The 18,017-nt window shown below is 73.9% G+C and carries 7 protein-coding genes; 3 read left to right on the top strand and 4 right to left on the bottom strand.

The genetic code is table 11. From position 1 onward, the window contains the following. Positions 1 to 295 precede the first annotated feature (295 nt). Positions 296 to 1,873: an acyl-CoA carboxylase subunit beta gene (locus tag ACFYXC_RS35455; RefSeq protein WP_389556525.1), complete on the bottom strand. Its 1,578-nt coding sequence runs from the start codon at positions 1,871 to 1,873 to the stop codon at positions 296 to 298. Between the two features lie 326 nt (positions 1,874 to 2,199). Here ACFYXC_RS35455 and ACFYXC_RS35450 point away from each other — a divergent pair, with 326 nt between their 5' ends. The 3 genes from ACFYXC_RS35450 (at position 2,200) to ACFYXC_RS35440 (ending at position 4,648) form a co-directional block, all read left to right on the top strand. Beyond that, a complete protein-coding gene (locus ACFYXC_RS35450) occupies positions 2,200 to 2,964 on the top strand; it encodes a thioesterase II family protein (protein WP_389556523.1) in 765 nt (254 codons plus the stop codon). 100 nt (positions 2,965 to 3,064) lie between these two features. Then, positions 3,065 to 3,865, top strand: coding sequence for an alpha/beta fold hydrolase (locus ACFYXC_RS35445; protein WP_389556522.1), 801 nt, complete (start codon positions 3,065 to 3,067; stop codon positions 3,863 to 3,865). A gap of 6 nt (positions 3,866 to 3,871) precedes the next feature. Beyond that, complete coding sequence (locus ACFYXC_RS35440; protein ID WP_389556520.1) at positions 3,872 to 4,648, top strand: MerR family transcriptional regulator; 777 nt, start codon at positions 3,872 to 3,874, stop codon at positions 4,646 to 4,648. Between the two features lie 40 nt (positions 4,649 to 4,688). Here ACFYXC_RS35440 and ACFYXC_RS35435 read toward each other — a convergent pair whose 3' ends face one another. The 3 genes from ACFYXC_RS35435 to ACFYXC_RS35425 form a co-directional block, all read right to left on the bottom strand. After that, on the bottom strand, positions 4,689 to 8,051 hold the full coding sequence (locus ACFYXC_RS35435; protein WP_389556518.1) for an AMP-binding protein: 3,363 nt from the start codon (positions 8,049 to 8,051) through the stop codon (positions 4,689 to 4,691). A 172-nt stretch (positions 8,052 to 8,223) separates the two neighbouring features. Then, positions 8,224 to 11,328, bottom strand: coding sequence for a type I polyketide synthase (locus tag ACFYXC_RS35430; protein WP_389556516.1), 3,105 nt, complete (start codon positions 11,326 to 11,328; stop codon positions 8,224 to 8,226). A gap of 5 nt (positions 11,329 to 11,333) precedes the next feature. Further along, complete coding sequence (locus ACFYXC_RS35425) at positions 11,334 to 17,969, bottom strand: type I polyketide synthase (protein WP_389556531.1); 6,636 nt, start codon at positions 17,967 to 17,969, stop codon at positions 11,334 to 11,336. Positions 17,970 to 18,017 lie beyond the last annotated feature (48 nt).

Below are 18,017 nucleotides of genomic sequence, written 5' to 3'. Positions count from 1 at the left end.
CCGAACGAAGCCGTCTCGGAGGTGAACCGGTCACCAGTGAGCTGCATCCCGTCCCCGGAATCCCCCGCGAACCGGATGATCACCCGGTCCAGGCGCCGGACTTCCTTGTCGCGCGCCTCTGGCACACCAGGGGCGGTGGTTTGCACGGACATACGTGTGTCGGCTCCTTCGGTGCTGGTCCGCGAGTGCAGGCGGACCCGCCGGCGGACACGCGTGCGGTGCAGGGGCGTACATCTGCGCGGAGGCTATGCACCGCAAGTAGAGAGGCGCTCGTGCGGTCGCCCGGCGCGGGCTGTCACTGGGGCTGGTTCCCGTGCTTGCGGGAGGGCTGTGCCACGTACTTGGTGCGCAGCACGGCGAGCGCGTCGATCAGCCTGACGCGGGTCTCCGCGGGGTCGATGACGTCGTCCACCAGGCCGCGTTCGGCGGCGTGGTACGGGTGCATGAGCTGCTCCCGGTACTCCTTGATGTGCTGCTTGCGGGCGAACTCGGGATCGGCGGCGGCCGCGATCTCGCGCCGGAAGACGACGTCGGCGGCGCCCTCCGCCCCCATCACCGCGATCTCGTTGCCCGGCCAGGCCAGCGAGAGATCCGAGCCGATGGAGCGCGAGTCCATGACGATGTACGCGCCTCCGTACGCCTTGCGCAGGATGAGCTGGACGCGGGGGACCGTCGCGTTGCAGTACGCGTAGAGGAGTTTCGCGCCGTGCCGGATGATGCCGCCGTGCTCCTGCTCGACGCCGGGCAGGAATCCCGGCACGTCCACCAGGGTCACGAGCGGAATGCTGAAGGAGTCGCACAGCTGCACGAAGCGGGCCGCCTTCTCGCTGCTCTTGATGTCGAGGACCCCGGCGAGGGAGGCGGGCTGGTTGGCGACGATGCCGATGACGTGCCCGTCCAGCCGGGCCAGCGCACACACCACGTTCGGCGCCCATGCCTCGTGCGCCTCGAAGAACTCGCCGGCGTCGACGAACTCCTCGATGACCCCGCGCACGTCGTACGCGCGTTTCGCGTCGGACGGCACCAGGTCGCGCAGGGCGGGGGTGAGCCGGTCGGGCCGGTCGGTGCCGGGCTCCGACGGCGGCAGCTCCCGGTTGTTGGCGGGCAGGAAGGACAGCAGGTAGCGGACGTCGGCGAGGCAGCTCTCCTCGTCGGCGTAGGTGAACTGGGCGACTCCGGAGAGAGTTGCGTGGGCGTCGGCGCCGCCGAGCTCGTCCTGGCTGATCTGCTCCCCGGTGACGGCCTTGACGACGTCCGGACCCGTGATGAACATCTGCGAGGTGCCGCGCACCATGAACACGAAGTCGGTCAGCGCGGGCGAATAGGCCGCCCCGCCCGCGCAGGGGCCCAGCACGACGCTGATCTGCGGGATGACCCCGGAGTTGCGGACGTTGCGCTGGAAGATCCCGCCGTATCCGGCGAGGGCGCTCACCCCTTCCTGGATGCGCGCCCCGGCGCCGTCGCACAGGCCCACGAGGGGGGTGCCCGCCGTGGCGGCCATGTCCATGATCTTGTGGATCTTCTCGGCGTGCGCCTCGCCGAGGGAGCCGCCGAAGATCCTGAAGTCGTGGGCGTACGCGAACACGGTCCGGCCGAACACCCGGCCCCAGCCCGTGACGACACCGTCGGTGTAGGGGCGCTTGTCCTCCAGGCCGAAGCCGCTGGCCCGGTGCCGGCGCAGTCCTTCGACCTCGGTGAACCGGCCGTCGTCGAACAGGAGCCGGAGCCTCTCGCGGGCCGTGGACTTGCCCTTGGCGTGCTGGGCCTCGGTGGCCTTCTCGCCGGGCCCGCGGTGCATGGCGACACGGATGGCTTCGAGCTCGGCGACCGTGCCGCGCTGTCGCCCGACCGGTATGTCGTCCGGGGCGGTCATGAGCGTTCCCTTCCGGCCGTCGTGATGAACCACCGACCAGCGTCCGCCATGCCGCTCGAAGCCGGTTGGAGCGCGGGACGACGCGCGCCGCGCGGGCTCTCCACCACCCTGCGAGCCCCCGTCGAGGCGGGGGCGCGATGCTCGGTGGTGAGCTCCGATACGGACGGGCGCGAGCCCTCTCGGGGCATCGAACAGCCCGTCGGTGCCCCACGTCCCCCGAGGGCACCGGCGGGCTTTCTCGCTGTGCGGGCGACGGTCAAGCGGTGCGCGACGGACGGCCGTTAGGGTGTTCGGGTGTCGGTCGGCGCAGACGAAGGGACACACCAGTGAACAGCACGTGGTTCCGGCGCTTCACCACGGCCGCGGGAGACGGGCCGCGGCTCGTGTGCTTCCCGCACGCGGGAGGCTCCGCGACGGCGTACGTACCTCTGTCGCGTACGCTGCCCGCGGAGTTCGACGTGCTGTCCGTGCAGTACCCGGGCCGTCAGGACCGGTACAACGAGCCGCCGTTCACGGACCTGGCCGCTCTGGTCGAGACGGTGGCCGGGGAACTGGCCCACGGGCTGGCCGCGGAACCGGCCCGGCCCTACGCGCTGTTCGGGCACAGCATGGGCGCGCTCGTCGCGTTCGAGACGGCCCGGGTGCTCGCCCGGGACGGGCTGCCCGCCCCGCGGCGGCTGTTCCTCTCCGGCCGGGGCGCACCGCTCCCCCGCAGCGGCGGCGCCCACGGCCGCCTCTACGACGACGCCGAGGTACTGGCCGAGGTGCGCCGGCTCGGCGGCACCGATCAGGCCATGCTCGAGAACCCGGAGATCCTGGAGATGGTGCTGCCCGCGCTGCGGGCCGACTACCGGGCGCTCGGCACGTACGACTGGCGCGGCGGGGAGCAGCTCCCCACCGCGACGACCGTCCTGATCGGGGACTGCGACCCGATGGTGACGGTCCAGGAGGCGCGGGCCTGGCGGGAGCACACCAGCGGCGACTTCGTGCTGAAGGTCTTCCCCGGCGGCCACTTCTACCTGGCCGACCACCTCGGTGCGGTCGCCGAGGCCGTCACCGAAGGGCTGCTCGCCGGAACCGCCGCGTCCTGAACCGGGGGCGGCTCGCACAGTGGTCCGGTCCGCGTCCGGCGCCGGCTGGCTCGATAGTGCCGGTTGACCCTGCCCCAGGGTCAGGGTGGACGCTGATCGTATGACCAGTCCCACCAGGTCGGCCTGGACCGGTATGGTCCCCGTCGACGACACGGCCCTGGCCGTCACCGACACCCGCGGCTCCGGCCGTCCCGTCATCTATCTGAACGGCGCCTACGCCGACCACCGGCCCTGGCGGCCGGTGATCGCCGAACTCGGCGCCGACTGGCGGCACATCACGTTCGACGGGCGGGCCCGCGGCCGGTCGAGACGGTCGGCGGACTACTCCTTCGAGGCGGCCCTGCGGGACATCGACGCCGTCCTCGACGCGACCGGGGCGGAGCGTCCACTGCTCGTCGGCTGGTCCTACGGTGCGGCGCTCGCGGTGCACTGGGCCGACCGGAACCCGGACCGCGTCCCGGGGGTGGTGACCGTGGACGGCGCCATTCCGTACGGGCTGACCGGTGCGGAGGGCCGGGCGCGGATCCGGCGTCTGTTCCGCCGGATGCGGTTGCTGCTGCCGCTGGTGCGTCCGCTGGGCATGGCCGCGCGGATGAGCGCCGACCAGCACGCCGACATCAACATCGAGGCCAATCAGATCAACGCCGACATCGAACCCGTACTCGACCGCATGACCTGCCCGGTGCGGTACGTCCTGGCCACGGGCGGCAGCCTCGGCGGGGGCCAGGAGGAGATGGAACGGATGCGGGCCTCGCTCGACCCGGTGCTCGCCCGCAACCCGAACCTCAGGGTGAGCGCGAAGGTCGCGAGCAACCACTCCCACGTCCTGCGCAAGGACTTCCGGGCCGTCGCCGAGGCCGTACGCGAGACCGCCGCCGCCCACGACCAGCGGGCCCGCTGAGCGCGGATGGACTACGGGCTCACGATCGGGCAGGCCGCCGCGTTCGCCGGTGTCACGGTGAAGACCGTGCGCCACTACCACCGGCTCGGCCTGGTCGGCGAACCGCAACGGGACGGCTCCGGTTACCGCCGGTACGGATCGTCCGACATGCTGCGGCTGGTCCAGGTCCGCACGCTGGCCGGCGCGGGAGTGCCGCTGGCCGAGGTCGGTGATCTGCTCGACGCCGGCCCCGAGCGGTTCGCGGCCGCCCTGGAGGACGTCGAACGGCGGCTCACCGACCGGATCGAGGAGCTGATCGCCCGGCGCGCGGTGCTGCACCGGCTCGCGGCCGGCGACCGGCTCCTGCTGCCCGAGCGCGCCTGCGCGGCCCTGGACCGGCTCACCGAACTGGGCCTGGGCGATGTCTATGTGACGATCCAGCAGGAGGCCCTGGTGCTGGCCCGCGCCCTGGTGCCGGAGATGTTCGACAGCCTCCTGGGCCAGCTGGAGCACCAGCTCGACGACCCGCAGTACATCGAGCTGATCAAGCGCTCGCAGGACGCCGAGTCGTGGGATCCGGGCGATCCGCGGCTCGCCGAGCTCGCGTCCGCCCTGTCCGCCAAGCTGCTGGCCGACCACGAACTGCTGGCGATGCCCGCCGAGTTCCGGGCCCGGCCCGACGCCGCCACCCGCTACGGGCTGATCAACCACCACCGGGCGGACCAGACGCCGGCGGCCGCGCTGCTGACCGAGCTGCTCGAGGCGAACCTGCGCGCGGCCGGCGTCGACATCCCGCACCAGTGAGGGCCGCCGGGCGGGCCGCCCGGCGGTTCCCGGTGGCGGGTCAGAGGGCCGCGCCGTCCTTCGTCCTCCTGCGCAGGGCCGGCCTGCTGGACTGGGCGAGGTCCTTCCACATGTCCGACAGGCCGACGATGGTGCGCGCCGCGAACAGCCCGCGGATCGACACCTCCTGTTTCAGTTCCGCCCGGATCACGTTGACGAGCCTGATCGCCCGCAGCGAGTTGCCGCCGAGGTCGAAGAAGTCGTCGTCGATGCCCACCCGGTCCAGTTCGAGCACGTCGGCGAAGGCCGCGGCAAGGACCCGCTCGGTGTCGTTGCGCGGGGCCCGGTACTTCCCGTCGTCGAAGTCGGTTTCCGGCAGTGCCGCCCGGTCCGTCCGTCCGTCGGCCGACACCGGCAGGTGTTCCAGGGCCGTGAACACCGACGGCACCATGGCCTCCGGCAGCCGGCCCGCGGCGAACCTGCGCAGTTCCTCGCCCGAGACGGCCCGGCCGCCCGCCGGGACCACGTGGGCCACCAGCCGGCGCTGTCCCGAGAGGTCGTCCCGGACGGTCACCGCCGCCCGCGCCAGCCCGGGGTACTCGGCCAGCGCCTCCTCGATCCCGGCGAGCTCCACCCGGACACCGCGTACGTCCGTGCGGGCGTCGGCCCGGCCCACGTGGTCGAGGCGGCCGTCGGCGGCCCACCGCACCAGGTCCCCGGTGCGGTGCATGAGGCCGCCGGCCGGTCCGAACGGGCAGGGCACGAACCGCTCCGCGGTGCGCCCGGGCCGTCCGGGGTAGCCGCGCGCCACGCCGGGCCCGGCCACGTACAGCTCTCCGGTCACGCCGGCCGGGACCGGCGCGAGTCCCGGTCCCAGGACGTAGAGCGCGGTGTTGTCCATCGGGCGGCCGGCCGTGGGCGTGGGGTGCGCGGGTTCGTCCGCGGCCAGGCGGTCGGCGGCGGCGAACACGGTCGTCTCGGCCGGGCCGTGACCGGCCACGACCGTCAGTTCGGGGCATGCCTCGCGCAGGCGTCGCACCGCGGCCGCGGGCACGCGTTCCCCGCCGGTCCACACCTCGCGCAGTCCGTCGAGGCACTCGGGGAGGTCGGCCGCGATCGCGGAGAACAGGCCGGCGGGCAGCCACACGGCGGTGATCTCCTCGGCCGCCCGCGCCTGTGCCAGCGTGTCGATGTCCAGGTCCCCGGGAGGGGACACGACCACCCGGCCGCCGTTCAGCAGGGGCGTCCACACTTCGAGGGCGAGCGCGTCGGCGGTGTGCGGCGCGTGCCACAGCACGGTGCCGCGGCCGGCCTCCCGCCAGTGGCGGTCCAGGACGAACCGCTCCAGGTTCCGGTGCGTCAGGGCGACGTCCACGCCTTCGCCGGCCGGTCCGGCCGGTGCGGATCCGTGCAGCACGGCCAGCAGGTTGTCCGCGCGCGGCGGGACCGGAGCCTTCGGCGTCCCGTCGGCGTCGGTCCCGTCGGCGGCGTCAGCGGCGTCAGCGGCGTGCGTGGTTTCCGACCGGATGTCGTCGAAGACGAGCACCGGGACATCCGAGCCGGACGGGGCGGACGGGGTGGAGGCGTCGGACGGGCCGGCGGCGAGTGCGTCGGCTGTCGGCGCGTCGGTGAGCAGGAGGCGTGCCGACGCGTCGGCGATCCGTGACCTGATCCGGTCCGCCGGGAGCGCCGGGTCGACGGGCAGGTAGGCGCCGCCCGCCTTCACCACCGCCAGCAGGGCGACGGCGAGGTCCACCGACCGGGGCATCGCCACCGCCACGACCGTCTCCGGTCCGACGTGCCGCCGGCGCAGTGTCCCGGCCAGGCGGTCCGAGCGCAGGTCCAGTTCGCGGTACGAGAGCGCCGAGTCGCCGGACGCCAGCGCGACGGCGTCGGGGGCCCGCTCCACCTGGCGGGCGAACAGTTCGGGAACGGTCAGGCCGGGCAGCGGCGCGGCCGTGTCGTTCGGCGCCGTCAGCACGCGGTCGCGTTCGGCGCCGTTCACCACGTCCAGCGTTCCGACCGGCCGTTCGCCGGCGGCGACCACGGCGCGGACGTACGCGATCAGCTCCTCGCCGATGAAGCGCAGCTCCTCGCGGGAGTACAGGTGCGCGGGGGCGTCGAGCCGGATGTACAGGTCGCTGTCGGGGCTTCCGTCCCGGTAGACGCCGATGGACAGTTCGTCGAAGGTGCCGGTCGTCGCGCCGGAGTAGCGCGCGGGGTGGCCGGCGAAGTGGAGCTGCTCCGCGAACTCGACGACGTTGACGACGGCGCCGAAGCTGCCGCGGTCGCTCAGGGCGGCGCCGCTCGCGCGCTGGATGTCCGAGTAGTGGCAGGCGGCGTGGTCGAAGATCTCGTACGTCTCGTCGGTGATCGCGTCGGCGATGTCGGTGAAGGCCGCGCCGAGCGGGACCTTCACCCGGACCGGCACCACGTTCACGGCCAGGCCGGGTGTCCTGCTCGCCACTCCGATCCGGTTGCCCACGGCGAGGGAGAGCAGGAACTCCGGGCGGTCGCAGCGGTGCCTGAGGAACACGGCGGTGGCCGTGGTCAGCATCGACGACATCCACACGCCCATGGACTCGGCGGTCTCGGTCCACGCGTCCGCCTCGGCGCGCGGGACGGTCAGCGTGCGGCTCGCCATGCCGATGGCGCCCGCCACCTCCGACCAGCGGTCGGCGTCGCTCAGCGGTTCGGCCAGCGCGGCGCGTGTCGCGTCGGACAGGGCGACGCGCGGGACCTGTGCGGGCGCGGGCGCGTCCGTCAGGTAGTCGCGCCAGAACTCCGTGTCCTCGGTGAACTTCGCGGAGGCGAGGTAATCCACCGCCTCGGCCGCGAACGACTCGGTGTCCCACGGGTGCGGCAGCTCGGGTGCCTGCTCACCGCGTACCAGTGCCGTGTAGACCTCGGCGATGCGCCGCGACAGCAGGCCGCCGGCGCCGAACCCGTCCGAGACGAGGTGGTGGTAGGCGATCACCAGGAGGGAGCGGGCCGGCGCGAGCCTGACCACGCCCAGACGGAACAGCAGGTCCCGCTCCAGGTCGAAGGGCCGGCGCACCAGGTCGGCCAGGGCGTCGCGTGCGGCCTGCTCGGGGTCGGCCTCGGCGCTGAGGTCGAGGAAGAACGGCCGCCAGTCGTCCAGTTCGCGGGGCACGAGCCGCAGCCCGGCGCCGTCGTCGGCGAAGGTGACGCGCAGCACCTCCGCCTCGCCCATCACGTGCAGGAACGTGGATTCCATGGCTGCCGGATCCAGCTCACCGTCCACGTCCCACATGGTCAGCGCGTGGTTCGGCGTGTCGGGGGCCATCTCCTGCGCCCGCCACAACCCTTTATGCGCAGACGACGCGCCGAACGAACGCACAGAGATCAGCCCCTCAGCAAATGGCCTGGCAATCACGGGAATCACGGGAATCACGGACGTCATGGGAATGCGCAGATCACCTCCCACCTTCGGGGAAGGGGACCGGCCGTTCAATACACCTCGGTGCCCGGCGGGACAGGCCGCCGTCCGGCTTGCGGTGTCCCGCCGGCGGGACGGCCCCGGAGCGCCCGACGGCGCTCCGGGGACGGTGGGTGCACCGCCCCCGCAGGCCGGGTCAGGCCGCCATCGAGGACGTGATGTGGGCGGCGACCAGTCTCGGTGACGGGTGCCGCAGGACCAGGTTCGCCCGCAGTTTGAGTCCCGTGGACGCGGTCAGGCGTTTGCTCAGCTCCGCCGACAGCATCGAGTCGAATCCGAACTCCTTGAACTCGCTGTCGGGATCGACCGCTTCACCGGCGGGGCGCCCGAGCACGACGGCGACCCGCTCCAGGACGTGCTCCAGTACGAGGGCCCGCGCGCCGTCGGCGTCGAGGGCGGCCACCCTGTCCGCCAGGGGGACGAGGTGGCCGTCGTCCGCGGGTGGCTGCGCCGGGGACACCTCCGCCGTCACCGCCGTGTGGGAGGAGGTGAGCCAGTAGCGCTGCCGCTGGAACGCGTACGTCGGGAGGTCCGCCCGGCGGCGCGCCGCGAAGAGGGCGCCGAAGTCCACCGCCCCGCCCCGCACGTGCAGTTGGGCCAGCGAGCCGAGCACGGCCTCCACCTCGTCCCGGTCGCGCCGCGACGACGACAGGACCACCGAGCCGTCCACGTCCTCGGTCATCTCCTGCACCGGGACCGTCAGCACGGGGTGCGGGCTCATCTCGGCGAACACCCGGAAGCCGTCCTCGGCGAGTTGCCCGACGCAGGTGGCGAAGAGGACCTTCTCGCGCAGGTTCTCGTACCAGTAGTCGCCGGACAGCCTCGCGGTGTCGATGACCTCGCCGTACAAGGTGGAGTAGAAGGGCAGCGCCGATGTCGTCGGGCGTACGTCGGACAGCGCGTCCAGCACCTTCTCGCGGACGCGGGTCACCTGGTGGGAGTGGGACGCGTAGTCCACCGAGATGCGCCGCGCCTGGGCTCCGTCGGCCTTCATCTTCTCGACGAACTCGTCGAGTGCGTCCGGTTCCCCGGAGACCACCACCGAGCGGGGTCCGTTGACCACGGCGACGCCCACCCTGCCGCTCCACGGAGCGAGACGTTCCGCGACGACCTCCGCGGACTCCGCGACGGACGCCATCCCGCCGTGACCGATCAGGTCCACCAGGGCCTTGCTGCGCAGCGCGACGACCTTGGTGGCGTCCCGCAGGGACAGGGCGCCGGCCACGTACGCGGCGGCTATCTCGCCCTGGCTGTGTCCCACCACCGCGGCCGGTTCCACCCCCCAGGACCGCCACAGGGCGGCCATGGACACCATCACCGAGAACAGGGCCGGCTGCACCACGTCCACCCGGTCCAGGCCCGGCGCGCCCGCCGCGCCGCGCACCACGTCGAGCAGCGACCAGTCGGTCCATTCGGCCAGCGCGTCGGCGCACGCGTCGAGGCTCCGCGCGAAGACGGGGAAGGTGTCGTACAGCTGCCGGCCCATGCCGGCCCACTGCGAGCCCTGTCCGGGGAACATGAAGGCGACACCGCCGGGTTTCGTGGCGGCGCCGCGCACCACCGCGGCGGACTCGGTGCCGTCGCCCAGCGCCGCCAGGCCGTTCAGCAGGTCGTCCCGGCCGCGTCCCAGCACCACGGCACGGTGTTCGAACCGGGAGCGCTCCGACACCAGCGACCAGCCGATCGCGGCGGCATCCGCGTCCGGCCGGGCGGCGACGGCCTCGCGCAGGGCGACCGCCTGCCGCTCCAGGGCGGCCGCGGTCTTCGCCGACAGCACCCAGGGCACCAGGCCGCCGACGACGGCCGGGTCCGGGCCGGGTTCGCCGGCCCGCTCCTGCGGCGCCTCTTCGAGGATCACGTGCGCGTTGGTGCCGCTGACCCCGAACGACGACACGCCGGCGCGCCGCGGACCGTCCCCGCGGGTCCACTCGCGGCCCTCCGCGAGCACCTCGACACCGCCCGAGGACCAGTCCACGTGGCGGGAGGGCGTGTCCACGTGCAGGGTCTTCGGCAGGTACGCATGACGCATGGCCAGGACGGTCTTGATGACCCCGGCGACCCCGGCGGCGGCCTGGGAGTGGCCCATGTTCGACTTCAGGGAGCCGAGCCACAGCGGCCTGTCCTCGGGCCGGTCCTGCCCGTAGGTGGCCGCCAGGGCGCCGGCCTCGATGGGATCGCCGAGGGTGGTCCCGGTGCCGTGGGCCTCGACGAGGTCCACCTCACGGGCCGCGACCCCGGCGTTGGCCAGTGCCCGGCGGATCACCTTCTCCTGGGCGCGGCCGTTGGGCGCGGTCAGTCCGTTGCTCGCCCCGTCCTGGTTGACCGCGGAGCCGCGGACGACGGCGAGGACCGGGTGGCCGTTGCTGCGGGCGTCGGACAGCCGCTCCAGGAGCAGCACCCCCACGCCCTCGGCCCAACCGGTTCCGTCGGCCGCGTCGGCGAACGCCTTGCAGCGGCCGTCGGCGGACAGCGCGCCCTGGCGGGCGAACTCCACGAAGGCCGCGGGCGTCGACATCACGAGCGCCCCGCCCGCCAGCGCGAGCGAGCACTCCCCCGAGCGCAGCGACTGCACCGCCAGGTGCAGGGCGACCAGCGACGACGAGCACGCCGTGTCCAGGGACACCGCGGGGCCGGTCAGGCCCAGTTCGTACGCCACCCGGCCGGAGGCGACACTCAGGGAGCTGCCGTAGAGCAGGTAGCCCTCCAGTTCGCTCTGGCCCGCCTCCAGGAACCGCCACCCGTACTCGGTCGAGCTGACTCCGGAGAAGACGCCTACGTCGGAGCCGCGTACGTCGGCGGGGACGATGCCGGCCCGTTCGAACGCCTCCCACGACGTCTCCAGGAGGAGACGCTGCTGCGGGTCGGTGGCCAGCGCCTCCCGGGGGTTGATGCCGAAGAAGTCCGCGTCGAAGCCGGCCACGTCCGCGAGGAAACCTCCCTGGCGGACGTAGGCGCTGCCGGCGGTGTCGGGGTCGGGGTCGTAGACGTCGCGCCAGCCGCGGTCCTGCGGAAAGTCGGCGACGACGTCCCGGCCGTCGCGGATCACCTCCCACAGTTCCTCGGGCGTGGTCACGCCTCCCGGGTAGCGGCACGCCATGGCGACCACGGCGACCGGTTCGCCGCGGCCGGCTCTGAGGTCGTCGTTCTCCTGCCGCAGGCGGTCGCGTTCGGCCAGGAGTGCGCGGAGTGCCCGCTGGACCCGGTCCGCGCCGTCCGCCGTGCTGTCAGCGGAGTCGGTCATGTCAGTCACCTCTTCTCGTCGAGGGCCAGGTCGACCAGGGCTTCCAGGTCCAGGTCCGTCAGTTCGTCGCCACCAGTGGCCGCGTCCACGTCCGTGTCCGTGTCCGCGGGCTGTGTGCCGGTGTCCGGCGGGGGCGGGCCGGCGCAGGCCAGGACCAGCTCCAGGACGCCGGCACCGCGCAGGCTGTCGATGGAGACGGTCCGCAGCACCTCCCGGATCCTGGCGTCCTCGGCCGTGTCCCCGTCCGTGTTCTCGTCCGCGGCCGGCCGCAGCAGGCCGAGGACGTGCTCGCCGAGTTCGCGGGGGGTCGGGTAGCTGAAGACGAGGGTGGTGGCCAGCCTCAGTCCGGTCGAGGAGGCCAGGCGGTTGCACAGTTCGACGGAGGTCAGGGAGTCGAATCCGAGCTGGGTGAACGCCTGGTCGGCGTCGACGGCCGTGCCGGAGGGGTGTCCGAGGACGACGGCGACCTGGTCGAGGACCCACTCCAGGACGGCTTCCCCGGCCTCGGCCGCCGGCAGGGTGGCGAGGCGGGCGGTCAGGCCGGGCGAGCCGTCCTGGGCCGGGCCCGTCCTGTCGCGGCGCGGGCGGCCGGCCTCGGCGAGGCCGCGCAGGAGCGGCGGCAGGTCGTCAGCGGCCCTGCCGCGCAGCGCGGCGACGTCCACCCGGGCGGGTACGAGGACCGGCCGGTCGCTCGCGCACGCCGCGTCGAACAGGGCGAGTGCCTCGGGGGTCGGCATCGGGGCGATGCCCATGCGCCGCAGCCGGGAGAGGTCGGCGCTGTCCAGGTCCTCGGTCATGCCGCTGCTCTGCTCCCACCAGCCCCAGCACAGCGAGGTGGCGACGAGTCCGGCCGCCCTGCGGCGTGCCGCCAGGCCGTCCAGGAAGGCGTTCGCGGCGGCGTAGTTGGCCTGTCCCGCGGTGCCGAGGGTGCCCGCGAGGGCGGAGAACTGGAGGAACGCCGACAGGGTGTGGTCCTGGGTCAGTTCGTGCAGGACGGCCGCGCCGCCGGCCTTGGCGTGCAGCACGTGGTCGAGGCTCCGCGCGGTCATCGACTCGACGGTGCCGTCCGCCAGTACGCCCGCCGCGTGCACGACCGCCGTCAGCGGATACCGCGGGGGCATGTCGGCGAGCAGGTCCGCCACGGCGGCCCGGTCGGCGACGTCGCAGGCCACGATCCGCACGGCGGCGCCGGCGTCCTCCAGGTCCGCGACCAGTTCCGGGGCCCCGTCGGCCGCGGTTCCCCGGCGGCTCGTCAGCAGCAGGCTCCGTACGCCGTGTTCGGCGACGAGGTGCCGCGCCACGAGGGAGCCCACTCCTCCGGTGCCGCCGGTGACCAGCACGGTGCCGCCGCCGAAGCCGTCGCCCACCTCCAGGACCAGTTTGCCGACGTGGCGGCCCTGGCTCATCTCGCGGAACACCTTGCGGGCCTCGCGGACGTGCCGGACGGAGACCGGGTTCAGCCGCAGCCGCCCGTCGGCGAACAGGTCCATGACGGACCGGAACATGTCGTGGATCGCGTCCGGGCCCGCCGCGTAGAGGTCGAACGCCTCGTAGACGACTCCGGGGTGGTCGGCGGCCACCTGCCGGGGGTCGCGGATGTCCGTCTTGCCCATCTCGATGAAGTTGCCGCCCTCGGGGAGCAGTGTCAGCGAGGCGTCGACGAACGTGTGCGCCAGGGAGTTCAGTACGACGTCCACGCCGCGTCCGCCGGTCGCGTCCAGGAACTTCCGTGCGAACTCCAGGTCGCGCGACGACGCCAGGTGCGCGTCGTCGAGGCCCAGTGCGCGCAGGGTCTCCCACTTGGCGGGGCTCGCGGTCGCGTACACCTCGGCGCCTAGGTGCCGGGCCAGTTGCACGGCGGCCATGCCGACGCCGCCCGCGGCGGCGTGGATGAGGATCCGCTGCCCCTTCGCGAGTCGGTGCACGCGGCACAGCGCGTGGTAGGCGGTGAGGAAGGTGCTCGGTACGGACGCCGCCTCGGCGTGGCTCCAGCCGTCGGGGACGGGGGTGAGCATGCGGTGGTCCGCCACCGCCACGCGGCCGAAGGCGCCGGAGAAGATGCCGGTCACCCGGTCGCCGGGCGACAGACGGGTCACGTCGTCGGCGACCTCCAGGACGACTCCGGAGCCCTCGCTGCCGAGTCCGGCGTCGATGGCCGTCCTGTCGATGAGGCCGAGGGCGATCGTGACGTCGCGGAAGTTGAGCCCGGCGGCCTGTACGGCGATACGGACCTGCCCGCTCTCCAGGGGTGCTTCCACCTCGGGGCACGGGATCCAGGTCAGGTTCTCCAGGGTCCCCTTGGTGGGGATGCCCAGCCGGTGGGCGCCGGCCGGTACGGGCCCGATCCGGTGGTCCGCGGGGACGGCCGGGGTCAGGCGCGGGACGAGGCAGGCGCCGGCGCGCAGGGCGAGCTGGTCCTCGTCGAGGGCGAGCGCGTCCGGCAGGCGTGCCCAGGAGGTGTCCTCCTCGTCGATGTCGACGAGGCGGAGCCTGCCGGGGTGTTCGGTCTGCGCGGAGCGGACCAGGCCCCACACGGACGCGCCGGCGAGGCTTTCGACGCCGTCCCCCGGGGCGGCGCTCTGGGCGCGGCAGGTGAGCACCACCAAGGTGGTGGCCGCGAGCCGCTCGTCGGCGAGGAAGCGCTGGACCCCTTCGAGCACGTGGTGGTCGGCGGCGGCGACCGTGGTGAGCAGGTCGGGTCCCGCGGTGACGAAGTCGTCCAGGCACAGCACGAGGTGCCGGGGTGCCTCCCCCGTGGTGAGGACGTCGTCGAGGGAGCCGTGGAGCACGACGCCCTCGTGGCCGGCCGCGGTGAGCCGGGCCGCCCGGCCGTTCCCGGTACCGAGGACGGCCCACTGTCCGGGGCGGGTCTCCCGGGTGCTCCGCGGGGCCGGCCGCCAGTCCAGTTCGTACAGCGGGTGCTCCGGTCCGCCGCGTGCCGCGCGTGCCGCGCGTGCCGCGCGTGCCGCGCGTACCTGCTCGGCGCTCGCCGGGCGGAACGTCAGTGCCTCGACGTGCGCGACGGCGCGGCCGTGCTCGTCGGCGACGGCCAGGGACACGACGCCCTCGCCGGCCGGGGTGAGGCGGACGCGGACGGTCGGGCCGCACGCGCCGGCCGGCGAGACGCCGGACCACGCGAAGGGCATCCAGCCCTGGTCGCCCGTCACCTCGATGACACCGCCGGCCACCACCGCGTGCAGCGCGGTGTCGAGCAGCGCCGGGTGCAGGACGAAGCGGCCCGCGGCCGTGCTCCCGGCGCTCTGCGGGAGCGTGGCGAGGGCGAAGAGGTCGTCGCCGCGCCGCCACACCTCGCGCAGGCCGCGGAAGGTCGGGCCGTAGTCGAAGCCGGCGTCGGCGAGGGAGTCGTAGAGGCCGTCCAGGTGCAGGGGTGTGGCCCCGGCCGGGGGCCACACGGCGAGCGGGCGCGGGTCGTCCTCCCGCGCGGCGGTCCGCGGCCGGTCGGGGGTGTCCGCCGTGTCGGGTGACAGGGTGCCCATCGCGTGGCGGGTCCAGCCGCCGGCCGTACGGCCGTCCGCCGCCGGGCCGTCCCCGGCGGGGCTCGAGTACACGTCCAGGGAGCGGCGGCCCGCCTCGTCCGCGGCGCCGACGACGATCCGCACCCGCACGTCGCCCGTGTCGGGGAGGATCAGGGGGACTTCCAGGGAGAGTTCCCCGACGACGGGGCACCCGACGTGGCCGCCCACCGACAGCGCCAGGTCGAGATAGGCCGTCGCCGGTACGACGGCCGAGCCGAACACGGCGTGGTCGGCCAGCCAGTCGTGGGTGCGCAGGGACCACAGGTCGGTGAACACCACCTCGTCGCCGGCGGGGTGGTCCAGCACGGCGCCCAGCAGCGGGTGGTCCGGAACCGACAGGCCGGCGGAGGTCACGTCCGCCGTCCGCATCCCGGCCAGCAGGTCCAGCCAGTACCGCTGCCGCTGGAACGCGTACGTCGGGAGGTCCACCCCGGGGTGCGTCCCCACCAGGGCGCCGAGGTCCACCGCCACGCCCCGCACGTGCAGCTGTGCCAGCGCGGTGAGCAGCGCCCGGGGTCCGCCGCGGTCCCCGCGCGACGCGGACAGGGCCGCCGCGTCGTGCACGCCCTCGCCGGTGAGGATCTCCTGGGTGATGCTCGCGAGCGTCGCTCCCGGGCCCACTTCGAGGAAGACGTCCGCACCGGCCGCGCGGGCGCACTGCACCGCGTCGTGGAAGCGGACGGGTTCGCGGACGTGGCTCACCCAGTGGGCGGCGGACGTCAGCTCCTGGAGCGTGGCCTCGCGGCCCAGCCTCGTCGAGACGATCGGGACCGACAGCCCGCCGCCGGCGGGCAGTTCCTGGAGCGCTTGCGCGAACTCGGCCAGGACGGGGTCCATGAGCGGGGAGTGGAAGGCGTGGTCGACCGGGAGCAGCTTGGCCGACCTGCCGTCGGCGAGGAGCCGGTCGCGGAGGTCGTGGACCTCGTCGCGGAGCCCTGAGACCACCACGGACTCGGGGCCGTTGACGGCGGCGACGCCGACGCGCTCGTACCGGCCGAGCAGGGTGCGCACCTCGGTCTCCGAGGCGCGGACCGCCAGCATCGCGCCGCGCTCGGTGACGGTCTGCATGACCCGTCCGCGTGCGGCCACGAGCCGGGTCGCGGTGTCCAGGTCGAGGACTCCGCTGACGTGGGCCGCGGCGATCTCGCCGACGGAGTGCCCGATGAGGAAGTCCGGCCGCGGGGCGTACCGGACGACGAGCCGGTACAGGGCGACCTGGAGGGCGAACAGCGCCGGCTGCATGACGTCGGTGCGCTCGCTCCGCGCGGGCTCGTCGGCGAGGAGCACCGGCTTCAGGGCGAAGGGGAGGTGCGCGTCGAAGCGGGCGCAGACCTCGTCGAGGCTCTGGGCGAAGACGGGGAAGGCGTCGTACAACTGCCCGGCGACACCGGCCCACTTCGAGCCCTGGCCGGGGAACATGAAGACGGTGCCGCCACGTTCACCGGCGGTGCCGCGCACCACCGCGGCGGACTCCGTGCCCTCGCCGAGCGACGCCAGCGCGCTCAGCAGTTCGTCCCGGCCGCCTCCCAGCACCACCGCCCGGTGCTCGAACCGCGCCCGTTCCGCGACCAGTGACGCGCCGATGCCTTCGATCGCCGCCTGCGGATCGGCGGCGGCGAAGTCGCGCAGTTTCCGGGCCTGGCCGCGCAGGGCCTGCTCCGAGCGGGCCGAGAGCACCCACGGTACGAGTCCTCCCGGGATGCCTTCTGTGGCGCCCGGCGCGGGGACGGCGGTGTCGGGGGCCGTCTCCTGCCCGGGTGTCCGGGTGAGGGGCTCGGGTGCCTGTTCGAGGATCAGGTGGGCGTTGGTGCCGCTGGCCCCGAAGCTGGAGACGCCGGCCCGGCGGGGGCGTCCCGGCGCGTCGGCCCAGTCGCGGGCCTCGGTCAACAGTTCCACCGCGCCGGCCGACCAGTCGACGTGCGACGACGGGCGGTCCACGTGGAGCGTCTTCGGCAGCACCCCGTGCCGCATCGCCATGAGCATCTTGATGACACCGCCGACACCCGCGGCGGCCTGTGTGTGACCGATGTTCGACTTCAGCGACCCCAGCCACAGCGGGCTGCCCGCGTCCCGGTCCTGCCCGTAGGTGGCGAGCAGCGCCTGTGCCTCGATGGGGTCGCCGAGGGTCGTGCCGGTGCCGTGCGCCTCCACCACGTCGACGTCGCCGCTCCGGAGGCGGGCGTTCGCCAGTGCCGCCCGGATGACGCGCTCCTGGGCGGGCCCGTTCGGCGCGGTGAGGCCGTTGGAGGCGCCGTCCTGGTTGACGGCCGAGCCGCGGATCACGCCCCAGATCCGGCGCCCGTTGCGCTGCGCGTCGGAGAGCCGCTCCAGGACGAGCATGCCGACGCCCTCGGAGAAGCCGGTGCCGTCGGCCGCGTCGGCGAACGCCTTGCAGCGGCCGTCCGCCGACAGGCCCCGCAGCTTCGACATCTCGCGGAGGACCTGTGTCGTCGCCATGACGGTGACGCCGCCGGCCAGGGCGAGGCCGCATTCGCCCTGGCGCAGCGACTGCGACGCCTGGTGCACCGCGACGAGCGACGACGAGCACGCGGTGTCGGTCGACACGGCCGGGCCCTCCAGGCCCAGCGCGTACGACACCCGGCCGGACGCCACGCTCAGCAGGGAACCGGTCTGCCCGTAGCCCGCGATGGCCTCGGGGGTGTGGAAGTGGTTGCCGTACCCGAAGTACGCGAGGCCGGCGAAGACGCCGGTGCTGCTGCCGCGCAGGGTCTGCGGGTCGATGCCGGCCCGTTCCAGGGACTCCCACGAGGTCTCCAGGAGGAGCCGGTGCTGCGGGTCGGCGGCGAGCGCCTCGCGCGGGTTGAGCTCGAAGAACTCGGCGTCGAAGTCACCGGCGTCGTACAGGAAGCCGCCGGAGCGGGTGGAGACGGCGCCGGGCCGGTCCGGGTCCGGGTCGGCGAGGGCCTCCAGGTCCCAGTTGCGGTCCTCGGGGAAGCCGGAGACGACGTCCGCGCCCGACCGCACCAGGTCCCACAGCGCCTCGGGGGTGCTCGCGCCGCCCGGGAAGCGGCAGGCGACCCCCACCACCGCGATGGGTTCGGCGGCGGCGTCGGTCAGTTCCTTCAGGCGCTTGCGCGTCTCCAGGAGCTCGATCGATGTCCGCTTGAGGTAGTCGAGGACATCGGCGTTGTT

Origin of the sequence: Streptomyces sp. NPDC002701, assembly GCF_042889045.1 — a bacterium.
Taxonomy (GTDB): Bacteria; Actinomycetota; Actinomycetes; order Streptomycetales; family Streptomycetaceae; genus Streptomyces.
The sequence above is the reverse complement of the archived record's forward strand: the minus strand, read 5'-3'. Positions and strand labels throughout refer to the sequence as shown.

Bases quoted from the DNA above. Each gene is read 5' to 3' on its own strand.
- ACFYXC_RS35455 (WP_389556525.1), bottom strand. From the start codon at position 1,873: ATGACCGCCCCGGACGACATACCGGTCGGGCGACAGCGCGGCACGGTC.
- ACFYXC_RS35445 (WP_389556522.1), top strand. From the start codon at position 3,065: ATGACCAGTCCCACCAGGTCGGCCTGGACCGGTATGGTCCCCGTCGAC.
- ACFYXC_RS35440 (WP_389556520.1), top strand. From the start codon at position 3,872: ATGGACTACGGGCTCACGATCGGGCAGGCCGCCGCGTTCGCCGGTGTC.
- ACFYXC_RS35435 (WP_389556518.1), bottom strand. From the start codon at position 8,051: ATGACGTCCGTGATTCCCGTGATTCCCGTGATTGCCAGGCCATTTGCT.
- ACFYXC_RS35430 (WP_389556516.1), bottom strand. From the start codon at position 11,328: ATGACCGACTCCGCTGACAGCACGGCGGACGGCGCGGACCGGGTCCAG.